The sequence below is a fragment of the Asanoa sp. NPDC049475 genome (genome assembly GCF_040676915.1).
Classification (GTDB): Bacteria; Actinomycetota; Actinomycetes; order Mycobacteriales; family Micromonosporaceae; genus Asanoa.
The window spans coordinates 44,051-65,912 of sequence record NZ_JBFAPY010000014.1 but is presented as its reverse complement, the minus strand read 5'-3'; the positions used below and the strand labels follow the sequence as shown (position 1 = coordinate 65,912).

19 protein-coding genes and 3 pseudogenes are annotated in these 21,862 nt (G+C 73.1%); 14 read left to right on the top strand and 8 right to left on the bottom strand.

What is annotated here, in order from left to right:
• Positions 1-20 precede the first annotated feature (20 nt).
• Both AB0J88_RS38215 and AB0J88_RS38210 read right to left on the bottom strand, forming a co-directional pair.
• Complete coding sequence (locus tag AB0J88_RS38215) at positions 21-584, bottom strand: DUF3515 family protein (RefSeq protein ID WP_364358561.1); 564 nt, start codon at positions 582-584, stop codon at positions 21-23.
• On the bottom strand, positions 585-818 hold the full coding sequence (locus tag AB0J88_RS38210) for an Lrp/AsnC ligand binding domain-containing protein (protein WP_089254975.1): 234 nt from the start codon (positions 816-818) through the stop codon (positions 585-587). It lies immediately after the preceding gene.
• Between the two features lie 79 nt (positions 819-897).
• On the opposite strand from AB0J88_RS38210, the gene AB0J88_RS38205 reads away from it, so the two are divergent.
• The 4 genes from AB0J88_RS38205 to AB0J88_RS38190 all read left to right on the top strand — a co-directional run bounded on the left by AB0J88_RS38205 (position 898) and on the right by AB0J88_RS38190 (position 3,949).
• On the top strand, positions 898-1,839 hold the full coding sequence (locus AB0J88_RS38205; RefSeq protein ID WP_364358564.1) for a thiamine-phosphate kinase: 942 nt from the start codon (positions 898-900) through the stop codon (positions 1,837-1,839).
• A gap of 39 nt (positions 1,840-1,878) precedes the next feature.
• The gene (locus AB0J88_RS38200) at positions 1,879-2,397 is read left to right on the top strand and encodes a sigma-70 family RNA polymerase sigma factor (protein ID WP_364358567.1); all 519 of its coding nucleotides are present in this window, start codon (positions 1,879-1,881) and stop codon (positions 2,395-2,397) included.
• Positions 2,394-3,422: a hypothetical protein gene (locus tag AB0J88_RS38195; protein ID WP_364358570.1), complete on the top strand. Its 1,029-nt coding sequence runs from the start codon at positions 2,394-2,396 to the stop codon at positions 3,420-3,422. The genes AB0J88_RS38200 and AB0J88_RS38195 overlap by 4 nt, the downstream gene beginning before the upstream one ends.
• A 74-nt stretch (positions 3,423-3,496) precedes the next feature.
• Positions 3,497-3,949 carry a GNAT family N-acetyltransferase gene (locus AB0J88_RS38190; RefSeq protein ID WP_364358876.1) on the top strand — a complete coding sequence of 151 codons (453 nt, stop codon included), beginning with the start codon at positions 3,497-3,499 and terminating at the stop codon, positions 3,947-3,949.
• A gap of 62 nt (positions 3,950-4,011) precedes the next feature.
• Here AB0J88_RS38190 and rpmB read toward each other — a convergent pair whose 3' ends face one another.
• Positions 4,012-4,203 carry a 50S ribosomal protein L28 gene (rpmB, locus tag AB0J88_RS38185; protein ID WP_089254979.1) on the bottom strand — a complete coding sequence of 64 codons (192 nt, stop codon included), beginning with the start codon at positions 4,201-4,203 and terminating at the stop codon, positions 4,012-4,014.
• A 151-nt stretch (positions 4,204-4,354) separates the two neighbouring features.
• Between rpmB and AB0J88_RS38180 the strand changes: the two genes are divergently transcribed.
• From AB0J88_RS38180 to AB0J88_RS38165, 4 genes are all read left to right on the top strand, one after another.
• Entirely contained in the window at positions 4,355-5,284 is a 930-nt protein-coding gene (locus AB0J88_RS38180; protein ID WP_364358573.1) for an NAD(P)-dependent oxidoreductase, read from the top strand.
• Positions 5,285-5,489: 205 nt separating this feature from the next.
• Positions 5,490-7,082, top strand: coding sequence for a DAK2 domain-containing protein (locus AB0J88_RS38175; RefSeq protein WP_364358576.1), 1,593 nt, complete (start codon positions 5,490-5,492; stop codon positions 7,080-7,082).
• Complete coding sequence (gene recG / locus AB0J88_RS38170; protein WP_364358579.1) at positions 7,079-9,259, top strand: ATP-dependent DNA helicase RecG; 2,181 nt, start codon at positions 7,079-7,081, stop codon at positions 9,257-9,259. The genes AB0J88_RS38175 and recG overlap by 4 nt, the downstream gene beginning before the upstream one ends.
• 11 nt (positions 9,260-9,270) lie before the next feature.
• Positions 9,271-9,711: a histidine triad (HIT) protein gene (locus AB0J88_RS38165; protein ID WP_364358582.1), complete on the top strand. Its 441-nt coding sequence runs from the start codon at positions 9,271-9,273 to the stop codon at positions 9,709-9,711.
• A gap of 6 nt (positions 9,712-9,717) precedes the next feature.
• Here the strand turns inward: AB0J88_RS38165 and AB0J88_RS38160 are convergent, their stop codons facing one another.
• On the bottom strand, positions 9,718-10,821 hold the full coding sequence (locus AB0J88_RS38160) for a D-alanine--D-alanine ligase family protein (RefSeq protein ID WP_364358584.1): 1,104 nt from the start codon (positions 10,819-10,821) through the stop codon (positions 9,718-9,720).
• A 103-nt stretch (positions 10,822-10,924) separates the two neighbouring features.
• Between AB0J88_RS38160 and AB0J88_RS38155 the strand changes: the two are divergent.
• Positions 10,925-11,167 (top strand): annotated as a pseudogene (locus AB0J88_RS38155) (hypothetical protein); the annotation flags it as partial.
• Positions 11,168-11,235: 68 nt separating this feature from the next.
• Here AB0J88_RS38155 and AB0J88_RS38150 read toward each other — a convergent pair.
• Genes AB0J88_RS38150 through AB0J88_RS38140 form a run of 3 tightly spaced genes read right to left on the bottom strand, consistent with a single transcriptional unit; the run spans position 11,236 to position 14,106 of the window.
• On the bottom strand, positions 11,236-12,345 hold the full coding sequence (locus AB0J88_RS38150; protein WP_364358587.1) for a cystathionine gamma-lyase: 1,110 nt from the start codon (positions 12,343-12,345) through the stop codon (positions 11,236-11,238).
• A 1-nt stretch (position 12,346) separates the two neighbouring features.
• Positions 12,347-13,342: an NAD(P)H-dependent glycerol-3-phosphate dehydrogenase gene (locus AB0J88_RS38145; RefSeq protein WP_364358590.1), complete on the bottom strand. Its 996-nt coding sequence runs from the start codon at positions 13,340-13,342 to the stop codon at positions 12,347-12,349.
• Complete coding sequence (locus tag AB0J88_RS38140; RefSeq protein ID WP_364358593.1) at positions 13,339-14,106, bottom strand: lysophospholipid acyltransferase family protein; 768 nt, start codon at positions 14,104-14,106, stop codon at positions 13,339-13,341. Before AB0J88_RS38140 ends, AB0J88_RS38145 begins: the two co-directional genes overlap by 4 nt.
• A 118-nt stretch (positions 14,107-14,224) precedes the next feature.
• Here AB0J88_RS38140 and cofC point away from each other — a divergent pair.
• The 5 genes and pseudogenes from cofC to AB0J88_RS38115 form a co-directional block, all read left to right on the top strand.
• Positions 14,225-14,827: pseudogene (gene cofC, locus AB0J88_RS38135) on the top strand (2-phospho-L-lactate guanylyltransferase); the annotation flags it as partial.
• Positions 14,828-14,839: 12 nt separating this feature from the next.
• A complete protein-coding gene (locus AB0J88_RS38130; RefSeq protein ID WP_364358879.1) occupies positions 14,840-15,037 on the top strand; it encodes a cold-shock protein in 198 nt (65 codons plus the stop codon).
• Between the two features lie 336 nt (positions 15,038-15,373).
• A pseudogene (locus AB0J88_RS38125) lies at positions 15,374-17,437 on the top strand (RNA degradosome polyphosphate kinase); the annotation flags it as partial.
• A gap of 13 nt (positions 17,438-17,450) precedes the next feature.
• Positions 17,451-18,980, top strand: a complete 1,530-nt coding sequence (locus AB0J88_RS38120; protein ID WP_364358596.1) for a CYTH and CHAD domain-containing protein — start codon at positions 17,451-17,453, stop codon at positions 18,978-18,980.
• On the top strand, positions 18,968-19,852 hold the full coding sequence (locus tag AB0J88_RS38115) for an NUDIX domain-containing protein (RefSeq protein WP_364358599.1): 885 nt from the start codon (positions 18,968-18,970) through the stop codon (positions 19,850-19,852). Before AB0J88_RS38120 ends, AB0J88_RS38115 begins: the two co-directional genes overlap by 13 nt.
• Positions 19,853-19,921: 69 nt before the next feature.
• On the opposite strand, the gene AB0J88_RS38110 is transcribed toward AB0J88_RS38115, so the two are convergent.
• Positions 19,922-21,808 (bottom strand): endonuclease/exonuclease/phosphatase family protein, encoded by a 1,887-nt coding sequence (locus tag AB0J88_RS38110; RefSeq protein WP_364358602.1) that lies wholly within the window; start codon positions 21,806-21,808, stop codon positions 19,922-19,924.
• Positions 21,809-21,862 lie beyond the last annotated feature (54 nt).

Below are 21,862 nucleotides of genomic sequence, written 5' to 3'. Positions count from 1 at the left end.
TACTGACGTATTTCCATACGTCAGGCCGAACCGGCGCAGCCCGCGGGTGGGGTTGCGAGCTTCGGGACCGTCTCGATGATCGGGTTGGAGAACACGATCGCCCACTGGCCCGCGGCCTCGTACGACTTCGGCACCGTCACCTGGATCGTGATCTCGCGGTCCACCGTCGTCAGGACCGTCGCCTCCGGGGTGACCACGTCGTGCCAGCAGACCTTGTCGAGCAGGCTGACCAGGTCCGTCTGGGGGAAGGTCGGCGCCGGGACGCCGCAGGCCAGGGTGATCGCCGGGTCACCGTAGGCGGCGTTCTGCTCCGTGCCCGCCGTCACCGGTCGTTGGGCACGGTCCCGGAGCGACTGCGGGAGCTGCGAGAGCAGGGCGCGGCAGAGCGTAGTGGCCCGGGGCGAGAGCGCCGGCGCCGTCATCGTCACCGGGGTCGTCGCCTGCGGTGCCGGGGCCGAGGTGGCCGGCGCGGCTTTCGGCTCGTCGGGCGAAAAGCGCCAGAAGGACAGCAACGCCACGAGCACGGCCAGGGGAATGGCAACCGCGGTCGCGAGCAGCGCGGCCTGGCGGGTCGAACGGTCCACTCAGAGATGCACCACCGAACAGGTGATCGTGCGGGTAATTCCGGGTACGAGCTGGACCCGGGAAACGATCATTTTCCCGAGCTCGTCAAGGGTGTGTGCCTCGGTCAGCGCGATGACCTCGTATGGTCCGGTGACGGCGTCGACCCGGACGACGCCCGGAATATCCGAGATTGACGCGGCCACGTCACGCGCCTTTCCGACCTCGGTCTGGATGAGGATGTACGCCTGGACCACGACCCGTCTCCAATCGCCGCCAACGGCACGAGAAGTGAAACTACCGCAACGGAGCAGGCACCGAACCCGGAGGTTACTGGTGAGTGTGGCGCGCACGGGCGAGTTCGGGCTGATCGCCCGGGTGACCGCCCGGCTTCAGCCCGGCCCTGGCACTCTGCTGGGCCCGGGTGACGACGCCGCGATCGTCGCCGCGCCCGACGCCCGCGTGGTGGCGTCCACCGACGCTCTGGTCGAAGGTCGCCACTTCCGTCGCGACTGGGCCAGCGCGGTCGAGATCGGGCACCGCGCGGCCGCGGCCAACCTGGCCGACATCGCCGCGATGGGCGCGACGCCGACCGCGCTGCTGGTGGCGCTCTGCGCGCCGCCGGGCCTGGACGCCCGCTGGGCCGAGGACCTGGCCGACGGGCTCGCCGCCGAGGCCGCCATCGTGGGCGCAGCCGTGGTCGGCGGCGACATGGCCGGCAGCCCGACGCTGACCATCGTCGTGACCGCGCTCGGCGACCTGGCCGGGCGGCGGCCGGTGACCCGCGACGGCGCCCGGGCCGGCGACGTGGTCGCGCTGTGTGGCCGGGTCGGCTACGCGGCGGCCGGCTACACCGTGCTGAGCCGCGGTTTCCGGACCCCGGTGCTGCTCGTCGACGCTTACCGCCGGCCGAAGGTGCCCTACGCCGCCGGGCCGGCAGCCGCACGGGCCGGCGCGACCGCGATGCTCGACGTCTCCGACGGCCTGCTCCAGGACCTCGGGCACATCGCGCGGGCCAGCAAGGTGTTGATCGACATCGACCGCGGGGCGTTCGAGGTGCCGCCGCAGATGCGGGACGCGGCGCAGGCGCTCGGCGTCGACCCGTACCACTGGGTGCTCGGCGGCGGTGACGACCACGCGCTGGCCGCGACCTTCCCGCCCGACCGCATCCTCCCGGACGGCTGGCGCGAGATCGGCCGGGTCAGCGAGGGCGCGGGCGTGACGGTCGACGGCAAGTCACCCAAGGGCCCGCTCGGCTGGGACCATTTCGCCTCGTAAGAAGGGGAACCTCGATGGGGCGTCGTGGCAAGTAGGGGTATGACCACGACGACCACGGGAGCCGACCCGACGGATCTGGCCGGCATGTTCACCGCCTACGGGCGGGACCTGCTGCGCTACTGCACCCGCCGGGTAGGCGAGCAGGTCGCCGAAGACGTCGTGGCGGAGACCTTTCTCGTCGCGTACGAGCAGCGTTTCCGCTACGACCCCGGCCGGGGCGCGGTGCTGCCGTGGCTCTACGGCATCGCCACCAATCTGCTGCGCCGGCATCGACGCACCGAGCTCCGGGCACTGCGCGCGCTCGCCGACGCCGAGCCAGGGCCGGACGCGGCCGAGGAGCGGGTCGACGCCCAGCGCACCGTCCGCCGGCTCGCCACGGTGCTCGCCGAGCTCCCCCGGCGCCAGCGCGACGTGCTGCTGCTGTTCGCCGTGGCGGAGCTCGACTACGCCGAGATCGCCGCGGCCCTCGACATCCCACCCGGCACGGTCCGGTCGGCCCTGCACCGGGCGCGCGCGAAGGTTCGCGCCGCCCTCACCCCTGAAGGAGAGACACCGTGAACCGCGCCGACCCCGACATCACCGCCGTCCGCGACCTGCCACCGGGCCTGGTCGAGCCGACCGACGCGTCCGTCTCCCGCACGTGGCACACCATGACCCGCCGACAGGCGCCCTCCGCCCGTTCCCGGTTCCGCCGCTGGGTGCCGGCGGCCGCCGCCCTGGTGGTCGCCGGCCTGGCCACGACCGGTGCGGTGGTCCTCCAGGGCGGTGGCGCCACCCCGGGGATCAGCGTCGGCAGCTCCCCGTCGAACCCCAAGGGCGGAGATCCGTCCCCCGGACCCAGATCCGGGGGCGCGAAGATCACCGCACCGCCGACCAGGGACCCGCTGCCCCTCGGGTCCAGCACGTCGATCAACGCCAGGCAGTCGCTCGACCGGCTGGCCACCAAGGCGGCCAGCTCACCGACGCGGACGGTCGGACCTGACCAGTTGATCTACACGCGGATGTACGGGGTGAGCTCGACCGACAACATCGCCGACGCCGCGCCGCCGGTGCTGGCCGCGGACGAGACCGAGATCTGGTTCACGCCCGAAGGCATGACCGCCGTGGCGAATATCCGCAACGACGTCGACCGGGGTGGGAGCACCGACGCGGGCACGCCGGTGGACAAGCCGTCGATCTGGCAGCCGACACCGGCGTGGCTCGCGGCGCTGCCGACCGACCCGGCCGCCTTGCGGGAAGAGCTTCTGGAGGGCATCGGCGGCAACGCCAAGCGCAGCGACGACAGCCTGCTCGCCAAGGAGATCGGCGAGCTGCTGGTCAGCTCCGAGCCGCTGCTGACGGCCGACGTCCGGGTGGCCATGCTCGAGTCGATCAAGAACTGGAAAGGCCTGTCCGCCCGGGAGACCGTCTTCGACGGCAGGAAGCTCTGGGCGATCCGGCAGACGGAGAACGGCCGTTTCGACGAGCTGCTCTTCGACCCGGCCACGGGGCGGGCCGTCGGGCGGGCGTCGGGCTCGGACGGCACGGTCGACTACCAGGTCCTCTGGACCCACAAGATCGTCGCGAAGGCCGGCGACCGGTAGATCGTGATCGTCGCTACAGCGGCGGCGGCCGGTCCGTGACCGGTCGCCGCCGTACCGTCGGGTCCGTGGAACATCTGGACATCAAACGGCTGCCGTTCACGGCGCCCGAGTCGGTGGCGCTGGTCGCCGAGCTCATGATCGACCTCGGCGCCCGCTACGGCAGCTCGGGTGACGACACCCCCGTCGACCCGACCGACTTCGACCCGCCCGGCGGCGACTTCCTCGTCGCCTTCCTCGACGGCGAGCCGGTCGGCTGCGCGGGCTGGCGGTCCCATGGCAACGGGGAAGCCGAGCTCAAGCGGATGTACACCGCGCCCGCCGGGCGCCGGCGCGGGGTGGCCCGGGCCGTGCTGCGCGCGATCGAGGACTCCGCCCGGGAGGCGGGTCGCAAGCGCGTGATCCTGGAGACCGGCGACAAGCAGCCCGAGGCGATCGCGTTCTACGTCGCCAACGGGTACGAGCGGATCCCCGACTTCGGCTACTACCGCGACTCGCCGGGCGTGCGGTCCTACGGCCGAACTTTGTGAACACAGCAAGCCGCCGGGCCCTGTCAGGCCCGGCGGCTTGGTGAAAGATCTCGAGCGCGCCGTCAGGCGCGCGTGACCTTGCCCGCCTTGATGCACGAGGTGCAGACCTGCATCTTGCGGGTGTTGCCACCACCGGCCGGGGTGCGCACCGTCTGGATGTTGGGGTTCCAGCGGCGGTTGGTCCGCCGGTGCGAGTGGGAAACGTTGTGGCCGAAGCCCGGCCCCTTGCCACAGACGTCGCACACGCTAGCCACGGGTTACTCCTGGGATCTGGTCGCCTTGGGGGTTGCTGGAGGGTCCACGCCGACCAGGCAACCTGTCGAGAATACCCGACCCCCGCACCACCCGGCGAATCGGCTCCCACCGCAGGGCGCGGCGGGGTTGACTGGAGGGCGGGAGGTCGTCATGAGGGTACTGCTCGCCGGCGCCACCGGCGCCATCGGGACGCCGCTGATCCAACGGCTGGTCGCCTACCACCACGAGGTCATCGGGATCACGCGGTTGCTGGCCAACACCCGCCGGCTCGAGGCGTTCGGGGCGAAGACGCTGGTCGCAGACGTCATGGACCGCGACGACCTGCTGCGGGCGGTCTCCGGTCTCCAGGCGGACGTGGTGATCCACGAGTGCACCGCCCTGACCCGCCCGCCGCTGCGCTTCCGCGACATGGACAAGACCAACGAGCTGCGCACGAAGGGCAGCGCCAACCTGGTCGAGGCGGCGAAGGAGGTCGGCGCGAAGCGGTTCCTGACCCAGTCGATCGTGTACGGGTACGGGTACGGCGACCACGGCACGAAGGAGCTCACCGAGGCCGACCCGTTCGGGGTGCCCACCGACGGTCCGCTCGGCCCGATCATGGACGCCTTCCACGAGGCCGAGGCGACGGCCTCCGAGACGCCGGGGCTCGACGGCGTGGCGCTGCGCTATGGCCTCTTCTACGGCAGCGATCCCGGGACAAAACGGATGATCGGCGCAGTACGCAAGCGACGGCTGCCGGTGATCAAGGGCGGCGGGGGCGAGATCCCGATGATCCACCTCGACGACGCGGCGTCGGCCACCGTGGCGGCGATGGAGAAGGGGCGGCCGGGCAGCGCGTACAACATCGTCGATGGTGTCCCGGTGACCTGGGGCGAGCTCCTCGACGAGATGGCCAGCCTGGTCGACGCCAAGCCGCCGCTGCGGGTGCCGGCGGCGGTGCTGCGCAGGGTGGCGCCCTACGGCTACACGGCGATGACCACGTCGATGCGCGTCTCGAACGAACGCGCGCAGAACGAGCTGGGCTGGTCGCCGGCGGTGGTCGACTACAAGCAGGGCCTGAGGATCATCGCCACGGAGTAGGTCACATTCACATTCCGGTCCCGGGTCCGTCGTGGGCACGGCCGTCGCTCCCGCCGGAGACCGGGCCGGGCCCGAGGGGCCCGTCCCTGCCAGGTCCGCCGCCGGCAGAGCTACAAACCACGAGGGGTCCGTCACGCCCGTTGTCCCCTCACCGGCGGCACGCCGGATCGACGGAGTTGTCAGGCCCAACCGATAGGCTCGGGGCGTGTTGGAGAGCCTCGACGCCCCGGCGCTGCGCCGCTGGTGCGCGGGTGCCCTGGCGGCGCTGCGCCGCCATCAGAGCGAGATCGACGCGCTCAACGTCTATCCGGTGCCCGACGGTGACACGGGCACCAACCTCGTGCTCACGCTGACCTCGGCCAACGAGGCGCTGGTCTTCGACCCGATCGCCGAAGGCGACGCCACCCCCCACGGCCAGGTGCTGCGCCTGATGGCCCGCGGCGCCCTGCTCGGCGCCCGCGGCAACTCCGGCGTGATCATCTCGCAGATCCTGCGCGGGCTGGCCGACGCCACCTCGGCCCTGCCGGCGATCGACGGGCCGGCCCTGGCCAGAGGCCTACGATCCGGCGCCGACGCGGCCTACAACGCGGTCGCCGACCCGGTCGAAGGCACAGTCCTCACCGTGGCCGCAGCCGCCGCCACCGCGGCCTCAAGCGCGAGCGAGTCCGGGTCTTTGGCTGAGGTTGTGCGGGCCGCTGCTCGGGCCGCGGCCGAGGCGTTGGCGCGCACGCCTTCGCAGTTGCCCGCGCTCGCGCGCGCAGGGGTGGTCGACGCAGGTGGGCGTGGGCTGTGCGTCGTGCTCGACGCTCTGGCCGAAGTCGTGACCGGCGAGGTGGTGGCCGAGGCCCGGCTGCTCCCGGCGCCGCGGGCCAGCCGGCCGCTGGTCGCGGCGCGGGAGAGCGGCTCGCCCGACTTCGACTACGAGGTGCAGTTCCTGCTCGACGCTCCCGAGCCGGCCGTCGAGAAGCTGCGCGCCCGGCTGTTCGAGCTCGGCGACTCGCTCGTCGTGGTCGGCACCGGCGAGGGTGACGAGTCCACCTGGAACGTGCACGTCCACGTCAACGACGTCGGCGCCGCGATCGAGGCCGGTGTCGAGGCCGGGCGGCCGCACCGCATCACCGTCACCCGGTTCGCCGAGCAGATCGGTGCCGGCGGGCCGGACCGCGCCGCCGTGGTGGTGGCCGCCGGCGAGGGCATCGCGGAGCTGTTCGCGAGCGAGGGCGCCGCCGTGGTCCGTGCCAACCCGTCCACCCGCGAGCTGCTCGCGGCGATCACCGCCACCGGCGCCGCACACGTGGTCGTGCTGCCCAACGACCCCAACACCCAGACGGTCGCCGCCGCGGCTGCGCGGGAGTCCACGGCCGCCGTGCGGGTCGTGCCGACGCGGTCGCCCGTGCAGGCCCTGGCGGCGCTGGCCGTTCGCGACCCGGCGCGCGAGTTCGACGACGACGTCATCGCGATGGCCGAGGCGGCCGGCGCGTGCCGCTACGCCGAGGTCTGCCACGCCAGCCGCGACGCGTTGACGGTCGCCGGGCCGTGCCGGCGCGGTGACGTGCTCGCGCTCGTCGAGGGCGAGGTGCACCTGATCGGCGCCGACCTGGCCGGCACCTGCCGCGACCTGCTCGACCGGCTGCTGGGCGGCGGCGGCGAGCTCGTCACGCTGATCACCGGGGCCGACGCGCCGGCGGGGCTGGCCGACGAGCTCCGGGCGCACGCCGCCACGCACTGGCCGTTCGTCGAGGTGCACGTCTTCGCCGGCGGGCATCCGCACTATCCGCTGCTGGTGGGTGTCGAATGACCACACTGGACGAGCCGCTGAAGAAGGTGCTCGGCGACAAGACCGCCAAGGCGCTCGACAAGCACCTCGACCTCCGTACCGTCGGCGATCTGGTCTATCACTTCCCCCGCCGCTACGACGAGCGTGGCGAGCACACCGACATCCGCTCGCTGTCGGTCGGTGAGGACGTCACCGTGCTCGGCCAGGTGCGGCGGGCCACCACCCGCCCGATGCGGCAGCGCAGCGGCCGGCTCCTCGAGGTGCTGGTCGAGGACGGCACCGGCGGCATGCTCACGCTGACCTTCTTCAACCAGGCGTGGCGCGAGCGCGACCTGCGGCCCGGCCGCTGGGGGCTGTTCGCCGGCAAGGTCACCGAGTTCCGCGGCAAGCGCCAGCTCAACGGCCCTGACTACGTGCTGCTGGGCGACGAGGGCGAGGCCTCCGAGGAGATCGAGGAGTTCGCCGGCGCACTGATCCCGGTCTACCCGGCCGCCGGCTCGGTGCCCACCTGGACCATCGCCCGCTGCGTCCGGGTCGTGCTCGACACGCTCGCCCCCGTCGAAGACCCGCTGCCGGCGACCGTGCGCGCGGGCCGCGGCCTGCTCCCACTCGACACGGCGTTGCGCGAGATCCACCGCCCCGGCTCCCGCGAAGACCTGCACAAGGCGCGCCGCCGGCTCAAGTGGGACGAGGCGTTCGCGGTGCAGCTCACCCTGGTGCGCCGCAAGGTCCAGGCGACCGCGTTGCCGGCCCGCCCGCGCCCGGCCAGGCCCGAGGGTGTGCTGTCCACGTTCGACACCCGGCTGCCGTACGAGCTGACCGAGGGCCAGCGCCGCGTCGGCACCGAGATCGCCGCCGACCTGTCCACCAGCCACCCCATGCACCGGCTGCTCCAGGGCGAGGTCGGCTCCGGCAAGACGGTGTGCGCGCTGCGGGCGATGCTCCAGGTCGTCGACGCCGGCGGCCAGGCCGCGCTCCTGGCGCCGACCGAGGTGCTCGCCGCGCAACACCACCGGTCGATCTCGGCCCTGCTCGGCCCGCTCGGCCGCGCCGGCGAGCTCGACGGTGACCCGGCCGGCACCCAGATCGCGCTGGTCACGGGGTCGCTCGGGGCGGCGGCGCGGCGGGCGGCGGCGGCCGAGGTGGCCTCCGGCGCGGCCGGCATCGTGGTCGGCACCCACGCCCTGCTCTACGAGAGCGTCGAGTTCAACGACCTCGGCCTGGTGGTGGTCGACGAGCAGCACCGCTTCGGCGTGGAGCAGCGCGACGCGCTGCGCGCCAAGGCCGACCAGCCGCCGCACACGCTGGTGATGACCGCGACGCCGATCCCTCGCACGGTGGCGATGACGGTCTACGGCGACCTCGAGGTGTCGATCCTCGACCAGCTGCCCGGCGGCCGCTCCCCGATCGCCTCGCACGTCGTGCCCGCGGCCGACAAGCCGGCCTTCCTCGACCGGGCCTGGCGCCGGCTGCGCGAAGAGGTCGACGCGGGTCACCAGGCCTACGTGGTCTGCCCGCGGATCGGTGACGGCGCGGCCTCCGACGCCGACGAGCCGCCGCCCGACGACGACGGCAGCGCCCGCCGGCCGCCGCTCGCCGTGACCGAGGTGGCGCCGCTGCTCGCCGAGGGTCCGCTGCACGGACTGCGGATCGGCGTGCTGCACGGCCGGCTGCCGGCCGACGAGAAGGACGCGGTCATGCGCACGTTCGCGGCCGGCGACCTCGACGTGCTGGTGGCGACCACGGTGGTCGAGGTCGGCGTCGACGTGCCGAACGCCACCGTGATGATCGTGATGGACGCCGACCGGTTCGGCGTCTCCCAGCTGCACCAGCTCCGCGGCCGGGTCGGCCGGGGCTCCGCCGCCGGGCTGTGCCTGCTGGTGACCGAGGCGGTGGAAGGCTCCGCGGCCCGCGAGCGCCTCGACGCGGTGGCGTCGACGACGGACGGTTTCAAGCTGGCCGAGCTCGACCTCGAGCAGCGCCGCGAGGGCGACGTGCTCGGCGCGACCCAGTCGGGCCGCCGTTCCCACCTGCGTCTGCTCTCACTGCTCAAGGACGAGAAGCTGATCGGCGAGGCCCGGCAGGAGGCCATCGACCTGGTCTCCGAGGACCCGGAGCTGACGGCACACCCCGCCCTCGCCCGGTCGATCGCCCTGCTCGTCGACGAGGAGCGCGCGGAATACCTCGAGAAGGGCTAGCCTGCCGAGGCATGGATGACTGTCTCATCTGTGCCAAGCACCGCGGCGAGGGTCCGCTGGTCGGTCCCGAGATCTGGCGCGATGACCTCGTCGCCGTCTCGCACGGTTCGCCGGGTGATGACGGCGTCCTGCTCGGCTACCTGTTCGTCGAGACGCTGCGGCACGCGCCGCACCTCGACGACCTGACCGATGTGGAGGCCGCGGCGGTCGGCTCGGTCGCGCGCCGGGCCGCGATCGCGATCCGCTCCGAGCTCGACCCGGAGCATGTGTTCTCCGCCGTCATCGGCCGCGGCATCCCGCACTTCCACCAGCACGTCTTCCCGCGCCACCGCGGCGTCCCCGACGAGACGCCGTGGCACGACAGCGCCTACGCGCCCGAGGCGCCACGCGGCGGCGCGGCCGAGGTGACCGCGCTCGCCGAGCGCCTGCGCCGGTATTTCACCGCCGTCTAGAAGAGGTCAGTGCAGGCCGCTGCCACGGCGCAGCGCCGTGCGGATCAGCCGGTCAACCAGCTTCGGATATTCGAGCCCGCTGGCCGCCCACATCCGCGGGAACATCGAGGTGGCGGTGAAGCCTGGCATCGTGTTGATCTCGTTGAGCAGCACCTCGCCGGCGTCCGTGACGAAGAAGTCGACGCGGGCCAGCCCGGCGCAGTCGAGCGCGGCGAACGTCCGCACCGCGTAGTCGCGCACCTGCTGCGTCAGCGGCTCCGGCAGCCGGGCGGGGATGTCGTACTCGCAGTCCTCGCCGAGGTACTTGGCCTCGAAGTCGTAGAAGTCGTGGCCCCCGCCGGTCACCCGGATCTCGGCGAGCACGGACGCCTCCGCGCTGCCGCCGGCCTCGGCCTCCAGCACGCCGCACTCGATCTCGCGGCCCACGATCGCGGCCTCGATCAGCACCTTGGGGTCGATCTGGCGCGCGGTCGCGACGGCCGCGTCGAGGTCGGCCCAGTCGGAGACCTTGGTGATCCCGTACGACGAGCCCGCCCGCGACGGCTTCACGAACACCGGCAGCCCGAGCCGCTCCTTGTCGGCCTCGCTGAGCGAGACGCCGTTGCGCAGCACCACGTAGTCGCCGACCGGGATGCCCTCGGCCGCCGCGAGCTTCTTGGTGAACTCCTTGTCCATCGCGGCCGCGCTGGCGAACACGTTCGCCCCGACGTAGGGGATGCCGGCCATCTCCAGCAGCCCCTGGATTGTGCCGTCCTCGCCGTAGGCGCCGTGCAGCGCGGGGAAGACCACGTCGACGTCGCCCAGCGCGCTCAGCCCGGCGGACGGCTCGACCACCATCAGGCCGCGCGAGGTCGGGTCGCCCGGCAGCACGACCGCGGTGCCGGCGGCGGCGGTGACCTCCGGAAGGCGCGCACCTTCGATCGCGAGGGCGCTGGGGTCACCGTCGGTGAGCACCCACTGACCTTCCCGGGTGATCCCGACCGGAATGACCTCGTACTGGTCTGGGTCGAGCACCCGCAGGATGCTCCCGGCGCTGACGGCCGAAATCGCATGCTCGGTGCTCCGGCCGCCGAACACGACCGCGACGCGGATCTTCCTAGGTCTTGTCACGGTCAGGACCATACTCTGCCGGGGCACGGGAGGCGGGCTGGTCCGGCGATCACGCTCCGTACGCGCCGTTTTCCAACCTGCCCCACGGGGAACACCCGGGCCCATGACGAAATGGGAGTACGCGCTGCTGGTGCGCCGGCGCATGGCGCGGGTCGACGCGGCCGGCTGGGAGGTCACCTTCCACTGGTACGGGCCGGACGGCTCGATGCTCGACGTCTCACCCTTCGGCGAGACCGCGCTGGCCCACCTCAACCGGGCCGGCGAGCAGGGCTGGGAGCTCGTCTCGGTGAGCGAGAACCCGAGCCTGGAGGGCACCTCCGAACTGCACCGCTACCACCTCAAACGGACGGCACCGGCACCCGCGCCCCGAGCCCGGCTCGGCGGCGGCTCCCGCGGCGTGCGCCGCTCACGCGACTAGGCTGCGTCGAGCGCGGCGGTGATGTCGGCGACCAGGTCGGCCGCGTCCTCGATGCCGCACGAGAGCCGGACGAAGCCCGGCGCGGTGTCGTCGCCCCACTGCTCACGCCGGTCGGCGCTGGTGTGCACCCCGCCGAACGACGTGGCGGCCGCGACCAGCCGGGACGCCGCGAGGAAGCGGCCCACCCGGTCGGCCGAACCGAGGTCGAACCCGACGATGCCGGGGATCCGGCGCATCTGCCGTGACGCCACGTCGTGTGCCGGGTCGCCCGGCCGGCCCGGCCAGCGCAGCGCGGCCACGTCCGAGCGCGCGGCGAGCGCCTCGACCACCGCGGCGGCGTTGGCGGACTGGCGGGCCAGCCGCAGGTCCAGCGTGAACAGCGAACGGTGGGCGAGCCAGGCGTCGAACGCACCCGGGATCGAGCCGGTCGTGTTGCGCCACCCGGTCAGCGACTCCAGCAGCTCCGGCGAGCGGGTGGCCACGTACCCGAGCAGCAGGTCGGAATGCCCGGTCAGCGCCTTGGTGCCGGACGCCAGCGAGATGTCGGCGCCCAGGTCGAGCGGCCGCTGGCCCAGCGGGGTCGACGCGGTGTTGTCGACGGCCAGCAGCGCGCCGGCGGCGTGCGCGCGCTCGGCGAGCGCCGCGACGTCGCAGACGTCCAGGCCGGGGTTGGCCGGTGTCTCCACCAGCACCAGGCGCACGCCGGTGTAGTCCGGCCGCGGGCCGGCGGTCGGCGCGAACACCGCCGTGACGCCGAGCTCCGCGAGCGTCGAGGTGGCGAAGCCGCGCACCGGGTAGTAGCCGTCCGACGGCAGCACCACGGTGTCGCCGGGCCGCAGGATCGACAGCAGCACCGCGGTCACGGCCGCCTGACCACTGGCGAAGGCCAGCGTCGGGCCGCCCTCCAGCTCGCCGATCGCCGCCTCCAGCAGCCGCCGGGTGCGGTTGTCGGGCCGGCCGTAGCCGTTGGGCGACGCGGACGGACCGGCTGCCGGATCGAGGTGGTACGGCGCCGCGAACACCGGCCCGGGCAGGAAGGGCTCACCAGGGACCGCCGGCGGCAGTCCCGCGTGCACGGACCGCGTGCCGTCGCCGTATTCCTTCACGTCACTCGGCTTTCGTGGTGCGGGTCATCAGGATCGTCAGCGCCTCGCGCGGGTCGGCGCCCTCGTGGCAGACCCGCTCCACCTGCTCGGTGATCGGCATCTCCACGTTGTTCTTGTGGGCCAGGTCGCGAATCGCGAGGCAGCTCTTGACGCCCTCGGCCGTCTGCCCGACCGCCGCCTGCGCCTGCTCCAGCGTCTCGCCCCGGCCGAGCCGCTCGCCGAACGTGCGGTTGCGCGAGAACGGCGAGTGGCAGGTGCCGACCAGGTCGCCCAGCCCGGACAGGCCCGCGAAGGTCAGCGGGTCCGCGCCGAGTGCGACGCCGAGCCGGGCGGTCTCGGCCAGGCCGCGGGTGATCAGCGTGGCCTTGATGTTGTCGCCGAGCCGCATCGCCTCGGCGATGCCGTAGGCCAGCGCGATCACGTTCTTGACGGCGCCGCCGAGCTCGGCACCCACCACGTCGTCATTGGTGTACGGCCGCATGTAGGGCGTGGTGATGGCGTCCTGCACCAGCGTCGCGCGGCGCAGGTCGATGCCGGCCGCGACGGTGGCCGCCGGCTGCCCGGCGGCGATCTCGGGTGCCAGGTTGGGTCCGGAGACCACGACGACCCGGTCTGCCGGGACGTTGGCCGCCTCGATCACCACTTCGCTCATCCGCTTGGTGGTCCCGAGCTCGATGCCCTTCATCAGCGATACCAGCGTGGAGTCGGAGTCGAGGAAGGGCCGCCAGTCGGCGAGGTTTCCGCGAAGCGTCTGCGACGGCACGGCGAGCACCACGATCTCCGCACCGGCGATGGCCTTGCCGGCGTCGGAGGTGGCGGTGACCCGCTCCGGCAGGCGCACGTCGGGGAAGTAGTCGGGGTTGCACCCCGTCTCCCGGATGCCCACGGCGACGGCCTCCCGGCGCGACCAGATGGTCACGTCCCGACCGGCGTCGCCGAGCACCTTGGCGAACGCCGTGCCCCACGAGCCGGCGCCGAGGACGGCGACGTGACTCATACGAGGTCACCACCCGTCGCGGTGTCGGCGGGCTCGTCCTGCGCCGCGGCCCGGGCGGCCGGCTTGCGCGGAGGCGACCACAGCGGCGGCGGATCGGTCACGCCCCGCAGGTCGGCCAGCATGTCGCGCAGGTGCAGCATGATGGTCTCGGTCATCGCGTCGAGGGTCGCCCGGGTGGGTGCCGCGCCGGCCCACCTGCTCAGGTCGATCGGCGCACCGGCGTTGACCCGCACCGGGATCCGAGCCCGCAGGCCCACCTTGCCGGTGCGCGGGTCGAACAGCGCCTGCGGGCCGTCCATCACGACCGGGATCACCGGTGCGCCGGTGATCAGGGCCAGCCGGGCGGCGCCGGTCTTGCCCTTCATCGGCCAGAGGTTCGGCTCCTTGGTGGTGGTGCCCTCGGGATAGATGATCACGCTGCTGCCGTCTTTGACGGCAGTGACCAGCGTGTCCAGCGACCGCGCGGCGTCGACCGAGCCGCGCTCGACCGGGATCTGCTGGCAGCGGCCGATGATGTAGCCGATCACCGGCACCCGGAACACGCTGGCCTTGGCCAGGAAGCTCGGCCACCGGCCGGTGTCGTAGACGTAGTGCCCGATGACCACCGGGTCGGCGTGCGACAGGTGGTTGGCCACGATGATCGCGCCGCCGCTGCTCGGGATGTGCTCCATCCCGGTCCAGGTGCGCTTGGTCCAGCCGGTCAGCACCGGCTTGACCAGGGCGACCACGAACCGTCGCCAGAACCCGAGCCTCCGCCGTGCCACCCTGCCTCCTCGCCCACCGCCGACCGCGCCCGCCCGCGCGGCCCGCAGCGAAATCATGCCTGCTCCGGGGCGCGGAGGGCCAGCCAGGGACGGCCGACGTGCCTGGCACCATGGGCGGGTGCGCGGGAACTGGGCGGTGGTGCTGGCGGTGAAACCGCCCGCCGCCGGCAAAAGCCGCCTGCGCGGCGCGCTGCCGAACGTCCCGCACGAAGCGCTCGCCCTGGCGCTGGCACTGGACACCGCGACGGCGGCGCTGGCCTCCCCCGACGTGGCCGAGGTGGTGGCGGTCACCGGCGACGCGGGCGCGGCGGCGGCGTTGACCGCGCTGGGCGTCCGCACCGTGTCGGAGCCGGCCGGGGGTGGGCTCAACCCGGCGTTCGCGCACGGCGCGGCGGCCACGGCCGGCCGCCCGGTCGCCGCGCTGCAGGCCGACCTGCCGGCGCTCGACCACCACGAGCTCACCGAGGCGCTGAGAACCACGGGCACCCTGCGGAGGTACGCGGCCGACTCCCCCGGCACCGGCACCGTTCTCCTGACGGCGCCGGCGGGCGTACCCCTGGATCCGAGGTTCGGTCCTGGGTCCGCGGCAGCGCACGCGGCGTCGGGCGCCGTGCCCCTGGAGGGTGCCTGGCCCACCCTGCGCCGCGATGTGGACACGGCGGCCGATCTCGCCGCGGCGGCCGCGCTCGGTCTGGGACCGCACACCGCTCGCCTCGTGGGCTACGGTGCTGGCATGCAGGGCACCGTCGCCACCTATGACCCGGACAGCCGCTCCGGCACTGTGCTGCTCGACGACGGCAGCGAGCTCACCTATCCGGCGGCCGCGTTCGACGCCTCGGGCCTTCGCCTGCTCCGCCTGGGCCAGCGCGTCAGCATCGAGCAGGATCCATCGGGAGCGGTGACCCGCCTCACCATCCCCACCATGCCCTGAGCCGCCACGAGTCGACTGAAGTGCATTTCACGTTCAGCTCGATCAGGTAATGATGATGGGGTGACCCAGACACCACCCGGCCGACGCATGCCACGACCGCGGGGAACCGACGGGCGGTTCCTCCCGATCATCACGTCCGGTGAACATGCGGCCCTGGTGTCCGTCGCGGAACAGCCCGTGGCCGGCCCGACCGGGACCCGCAGCGCCCCTGCTCCGCACGGCCGGGGCGCACCACGCGCGGGGCACGGGCCGGCACCGGAGAACCCGGCCCCACCGACCGCCAACGACCACGTCGACGGCCCGCCGCCGGACGACGTGCCGCCGCTGGGCTCGGACCCGTTGCCCGAGGACCGCTTCCTCAACCGCGAGCTGTCGTGGCTCGACTTCAACGCCCGGGTGCTGGCCCTCGCCGAGGACCCGTCGACGCCGTTGCTGGAGCGGGCCAAGTTCCTCGCCATCTTCGCCAGCAATCTCGACGAGTTCTACATGGTGCGGGTCGCGGGCCTGAAGCGTCGGCTCCAGGCCGGCCTGCCGGTCCGCGGTGGCGACCAGATGCCGCTGCGCACCCAGCTCGAGTTCGTCGCCGAGAAGACCGCCGACCTGGTCGCCCGCCAGGCCGCCTGCTTCGTCGACGAGGTGCTGCCCAAGCTCAGCGCCGAGGGCATCGAGCTGCTCCAGTGGGACGACCTCGCCGCCGACGAGCGCGAGCAGATGCGCACCTACTTCCGCGACCACGTGTTCCCGGTGCTGACGCCGCTCGCGGTCGACCCGGCGCACCCGTTTCCTTACATTTCCAACCGGTCGCTGAGCCTCGCCGTCTCGGTGAAGGACCCCGACGGTGGGCAGGTGCTGTTCGCCCGGGTCAAGGTGCCCAACAACGTGCCGAGGTTCGTCCGGGTCGGGCGCACCAACCGGTTCCTGCCGGTCGAGGAGCTCATCTCCACCCACCTGAGCCAGCTCTTCTCCGGCATGCAGGTGGTCGAGTGCCACCTGTTCCGGGTCACCCGCAACGCCGACCTCGAGGTCGACGAGGACCGCGACGAAGACCTGCTGCAGGCCCTGGAGCGGGAGCTGGCCCGGCGCCGGTTCGGTCCGCCGGTGCGGCTCGAGGTGGCGGCGTCGATCTCCGACCACGTGCTCGACCTGCTGGTCCGCGAGCTCGACATGGAGGACAGCGACGTGCTGCGCGTGCGCGGCCTGCTCGACCTCTCGTCGCTCTGGCAGATCTACGGCGACGTCGACCGCCCCGACCTCAAGGACCGCCCGTTCGTGCCGGCCACCCACCCGCGGCTGGTCGAGGGCGAGGTGCCGCGCAGCGTGTTCTCCGTGCTGCGCGACGGCGACGTGCTCGTGCACCACCCGTACCACTCGTTCTCGACCAGCGTCCAGCGGTTCATCGAGCAGGCCGCGGCCGACCCGAACGTGCTGGCCATCAAGCAGACGCTGTACCGCACCAGCGGCGACTCACCGATCGTCGACGCGCTGATCGACGCCGCCACCGCCGGCAAGCAGGTGGTGGTGCTGGTCGAGGTCAAGGCACGGTTCGACGAGGTGGCCAACATCGGTTGGGCGCGCATGCTGGAACGCGCCGGCTGCCACGTGGTCTACGGGCTGGTCGGCCTCAAGACGCACTGCAAGACGGCCCTCGTCGTGCGCCAGGAGGGCAACCAGATCCGCCGCTACTGCCACATCGGCACGGGCAACTACCACCCCAAGACCGCTCGGCTGTACGAGGACTTCGGCATGCTGACGGCCGATCCGGAGGTCGGCGCCGACCTGACGGACCTGTTCAACGTGCTGACCGGCTACAGCCGGCAGACCGCGTACCGCCGGCTGCTGGTGGCTCCGCACGGCATCCGCAGCGGGCTGATCGAGCGGATCGACCGCGAGGTCGACAAGGTCCGCATGGGCGGCCAGGGCCTGGTCCAGATGAAGGCCAACGGCCTGGTCGACGAGGAGATCGTGGACGCCCTCTACCGGGCGTCCCAGGCCGGCGTGCACGTCGACCTGATCATCCGGGGCATGTGCACGCTGCGGCCGGGCGTGCCGGGGCTGTCCGACAACATCCGCGTGCACTCGATCCTCGGCCGGTTCCTCGAGCACTCGCGCGTCTTCCGCTTCGGCGTCGACGGCAACGACCCGGAGACCGAGTTCTGGATCGGCTCGGCCGACATGATGCACCGCAACCTCGACCGCCGGGTCGAGGCGCTGGTGCTGGTCACCGACCCGGTCGCGCGGGCCGAGCTCGACAGCGTGCTGACGGCCTCGATGAGCGACGACGCCGACACGTTCGTGCTGCACGGCGACGGCAGCTGGACCCGACGCACTTCCACTTTGGACAAGCCACTGGAGCACGTACAGGACCGGCTGCTGCGCCGTATCGTCGGCACGGCAAGCTGATTAGGCTAGGTCGATGATCGAAGAGGAGCGCAAGTTCGGCGCCGACGACGCCTTCCATCTGCCCGATCTGACCGACCGACTCCCCGCCGGCGGCTCCGTGGTCTCGGCGCCGCCGGCCACGCTCACCGCGACCTACTACGACACCCCTGATCTGCGGCTGGCCCGCGCCGGGGTGTCCCTGCGCCACCGCAAGGGCGACAGCGCGCCCTGGACCGTGAAGCTGCCGGCGGCGGTGCCCGGCCTGCGGCACGAGGTCTCCCGCAAGGGCCGTGCCGGCAACCCTCCCGCCGAGCTGCTGGCGCTGGTCACCGCCTGGTCCCGGGGCGCGGCGCTGGCTCCCGCCGCGAAGATCCAGACAGTGCGGCACGCGTACGACCTGACGGACACCGACGGCACGGTGCTGGCCGAGGTGGCCGACGACGCGGTCACGGTGTTCGACGGCAAGGCTGTGCGGATGGCGTTCCGCGAGATCGAGGTGGAACGCAAGGGCGGCGATCGCGCGCTGCTCGACTTCGTCGCCGCGGCGTTGCTCGATGCCGGCGCGGTGGAGGGCGAGTTCACCCCCAAACACGTGCGGGCACTGGGCGCGGCGGCCGCGTTGCCGCCGGACCTGACGCCACCGGGCGACCTGCCCGAGCAGCCCTCGGCGGCCGATGTGGTGGTCGCGGCCGTGCGCTCCGGCGTCGGCCGGATCCTGGCGCACGACCCGCTGGTCCGGCTGGGCCAGCCGCTCGAGGACGGCGACACCGCGGTGCACCAGATGCGCGTGGGCTGCCGCCGGCTACGCAGCGACCTGCGTACCTTCGCCGCGCTGCTGGACCGCGAGTGGGTCGGCCGGATCCGCGACGAGCTCCGCTGGATCGCCGGCGTGCTCGGCGAGGCGCGCGACGCCGAGGTGCTCCGCGAGCGCCTCCAGCACACCGCGAACGCCGACCCCCTCTGCCCGGTCGACCCGGCCGCCGTCGCCAAGTTCGACGAGGCGCTCGACGCCCGGCAGCGACAGGCCCTGGCCAACGTCGACGAGGCGCTGCGCGGCGCCCGCTACCACGCGCTGCTCGAGCTGCTCGTCGACGCGGCCCGCGAGCCACGGGTCGCACCGACCGCGGCCCAGCCGGCGCTGCGGCTGCTCCCCCGCATGGTCGCCAAGCCCTGGCGGCGGTTGGCCTACGGCGCGAAGGGCGTCGACGGCGCCGCCGACCTCGACCCGCTGGCCGCCGACGAGCGTTGGCACGCGGTGCGGATCAACGGCAAGCGGGCGCGGTACGCCGTCGACGCGGTCGCCTCCGTGATCGGCGGACCGGCCGCCAAGCTGGCCAAGGCGCTGGGCAAGGTGCAGAACCTGCTGGGCGAGCACCAGGACGCCGCGGTCGCCGCCGACACCTGGGTTGCGCTGGCCGCCGGGTCACCCGGCGACACCGACCTCGCGGTCATCGCGGGCCGGCTCTACGAACGGGAGCGGGCGTCGATCCGGGCTGTCCGGGCCGCTTTCCCCGAGGCGTGGGCGGTCGCCGCGGAGCCGACGAGGACACGATGGTTGCCGTGATCCGCGCCGCCGGCGGCGTGGTGTGGCGGCCGGCGCGGCGCGGCGTGGAGATCTGTCTCGTGCACCGCGAGCGGTACGACGACTGGTCCCTGCCCAAGGGCAAGCTCGAGGCCGGCGAGCATCCGCTGGCCGCGGCGGTGCGTGAGGTGGCCGAGGAGACGGGTGTGCACGCCGTGCCGCAGGTCCGTCTGCCCGGCGTGCGCTACACGGTGCGGGAGGGCTTCCCGAAGACCGTCGACTACTGGTCGATGCGCTACTCCAGCGAGGAACCCGCGCTGGTCGAGGACTCCGACGAGGTCAACGAGACCCGCTGGCTCTCGGTCGACGACGCGCTCGCGCTGCTCTCCTACTCGCACGACACCGGGGTCGTGCGGGACTTCGCCGCGCTGCCACCCGTCACCGCCGTCTGCGGTCTGGTCCGGCACGCCCACGCCGGCAAGCGGAGCACCTGGTCCGGCCCGGACTCCGCGCGGCCGTTGGACCGGCCGGGCCGCGACCGGGCCGCCGAGCTCGCCCCGCTGCTGGCCCTGGTGCGGCCGGCCCACCTGGTGTCGGCCACCCCGCTGCGCTGCGTGCAGACCATCGAGCCGCTGGGCGCGCTGCTCGACCTGCCGGTGGTCGCGGACTCCGCCCTCGACGAGCCCAAACCGGGCCAGGACCCGGACGAGAAGGCCCTCTCCACCGCCGGCCGGCTGGCCGAGCTCGCCGCCGAGGGCAGCGACTTCGTCGCGTGCAGCCAGGGCAAGGTGATGCCGGGCGCCCTGTCCCGGTTGCTGGGCACGGGACCGTCCGCGGACTACCACACCCCCAAGGGCGGCGGCTGGCTCGTCGCCTTCACCGCCGAAGGCGCTCTCGCCGCCGACCGCCTCTGATCCTTGGCTGGACCACCCTCGGGCGAGCCGATCGCAATCTGGTGGATCTGAGCGGGCGCGACGGGTGTCTCAGGAGACCTTGAGGGTGGCCGCCACCGGGAGGTGGTCGGACGCCTCGGTCCGGGGCGCGACGACCTCGCTCACGCCGATCGACGGCGACACCAGCAGGTGGTCGATCTGCTCCCGGGGCGCGTCGGCCGGCGAGGTGAGCAGTGGACGGTCGGCGGCGAACCCGTCGACCAGCCCGACGTCCGTGAACGCGGCGAAGGCCGGGTCGCCCGGCTGCGTGTTGAGGTCCCCTCCGACCACCAGGGGCCGGCCTGCGGCGAAGCCACGCGCGAACGCGGCGACCTCACGCGCCTGGCTCAGCGGCCCGCCGTCCGGCGGCGGTTGCAGGTGCGTCGAGACGACCGCCACCTCCGTGCCGCTGACGTCGACCACGACGCCGAGCGCCTGAGCGCCGGTTGGCGCGCCCACCGCCCGGAGCCGGGTGGTCGCCGTGTAGACCACGGGAAGGCGGGTCAGCACCGCGTCTCCCCAGACCGCGTCGGCGGCGGGTGCGAAGCGGAACGGCATCTCGAGCCGGTGCGCGAGCAGCGCGAGCGTGTCGTGGCCGCCGTTGAGCAGCCACGCCCGGTCGACCTCGCTCAGCAACACCACGTCAGGGCGCTGCGCCTCGATCGCGGCGGTGAGCCCGGCCAGGTCGAACCGGCCGTCGAGACCGAAGCCCATCCGGATGTTGTAGGCCACCACCCGGATCGCGCCGGGCGCCGCCGGGCCGCTCGTTCGCCCCGTGCCGGCCGGCATCAGCAGTGCGGCCGACAGGGTGACCACCACCGCCACCGGAACGCCGGTCCAGGACCAGGAGCGGTCGATGCCCATGCGGGGGTACGGCGGTCGTCCGGCGACAACCGCGACGACGGCCGCGACCGCGGGCGGCACCCACTCGTTGGGGTAGCCGATGTCATATGAGGCGTAGTAGAGCACGGCTGCGACGGCGAACACGGTCAGTCCACCGACCGCCGCGAAGCCACGCCGGCGCGCACCGGTCGCCGGATCCGGGTCGGAGGTGCGCCAGCCGGCGGCGCACAGCAACAGGCCCAGCCCCAGGGCGGTAGCCGGAATCGCCAGCAGCAGACTGGATCCCCAGGACAGCCCGAAGGTGGCTGTGCCGACCCCGAGCGTGACCAATCCGGCGATCGCGACCAGGAGGGAAGGCCGCGGCAGCGACGCACCCGCGGCGAGGAGACCGACCGACAACGCCGCCAGTGCCGCGAGCGGGACCGCCGAACCGGGGCCGGGGCCGGCGATCCCCGACTCCTCGCCGAGCGCGTAGGAGAGGGCGGTGCCGGCCAGTGCCGGCGAGCCCGCGACCATCGTCCACAGCAGCAGGACGGGTCCGACGACGAACCACGCCGCGGGGCCAGGCACGGATCCGGTGGTGTGATTGGTCAATGCCGGCAACAGAGCGCCGAATGCCAGGCACAGCAGGGTTGTCGCCGACCATCCGAGCGCCCCACCGCGCCACGTCAGGTCGAACGTGCCGGCGGCCGCGTGCAGGGCGGTGCCGGCCGCGAGCCCGAGAACCAGGCCTGGCACGGGTTGCGCGCCGCTGACCGCGATCGCGGCGAGCCAGACGAGACCGGCCAGCAGACCGGCGCTGGCGAGATAGAGCTGTGGCTGCCCACCGTCCGTGGCGAGCAGACCGATCCGGCAACCGGCGAGTGCGAGCCCTGCGACGAGCGCCACACCGCGTGGCCCCAACGGGCGCAGCAACGGCACGACCGCGAACGCGCCGGCGAACCACAGCAGCGCGAAGCCACCCATCAGCTCGGCCGGCGTCGACGCGGCCTGGCCGAAGATGGTGATGATCGACGGAAGCCACACCCGCAGCACGTCCGTCAGCAGGATCACACCGAGGGCGATCCCGGTGGCGGTAAGAAAGGGACGGCGCACCCGAGACATTCTCGCTAGCGCACCGACCCGCGTCTACGGCTGGTCGGGCACCGG

What these genes read in the sequence shown, in the direction of transcription:
- AB0J88_RS38200 (WP_364358567.1), top strand. Translation starts at nt 1,879, where the DNA reads ATGACCACGACGACCACGGGAGCCGACCCGACGGATCTGGCCGGCATG.
- AB0J88_RS38180 (WP_364358573.1), top strand. Translation starts at nt 4,355, where the DNA reads ATGAGGGTACTGCTCGCCGGCGCCACCGGCGCCATCGGGACGCCGCTG.
- recG (WP_364358579.1), top strand. Translation starts at nt 7,079, where the DNA reads ATGACCACACTGGACGAGCCGCTGAAGAAGGTGCTCGGCGACAAGACC.
- AB0J88_RS38165 (WP_364358582.1), top strand. Translation starts at nt 9,271, where the DNA reads ATGGATGACTGTCTCATCTGTGCCAAGCACCGCGGCGAGGGTCCGCTG.
- AB0J88_RS38145 (WP_364358590.1), bottom strand. Translation starts at nt 13,342, where the DNA reads ATGAGTCACGTCGCCGTCCTCGGCGCCGGCTCGTGGGGCACGGCGTTC.
- AB0J88_RS38130 (WP_364358879.1), top strand. Translation starts at nt 14,840, where the DNA reads ATGCAGGGCACCGTCGCCACCTATGACCCGGACAGCCGCTCCGGCACT.
- AB0J88_RS38120 (WP_364358596.1), top strand. Translation starts at nt 17,451, where the DNA reads ATGATCGAAGAGGAGCGCAAGTTCGGCGCCGACGACGCCTTCCATCTG.
- AB0J88_RS38115 (WP_364358599.1), top strand. Translation starts at nt 18,968, where the DNA reads ATGGTTGCCGTGATCCGCGCCGCCGGCGGCGTGGTGTGGCGGCCGGCG.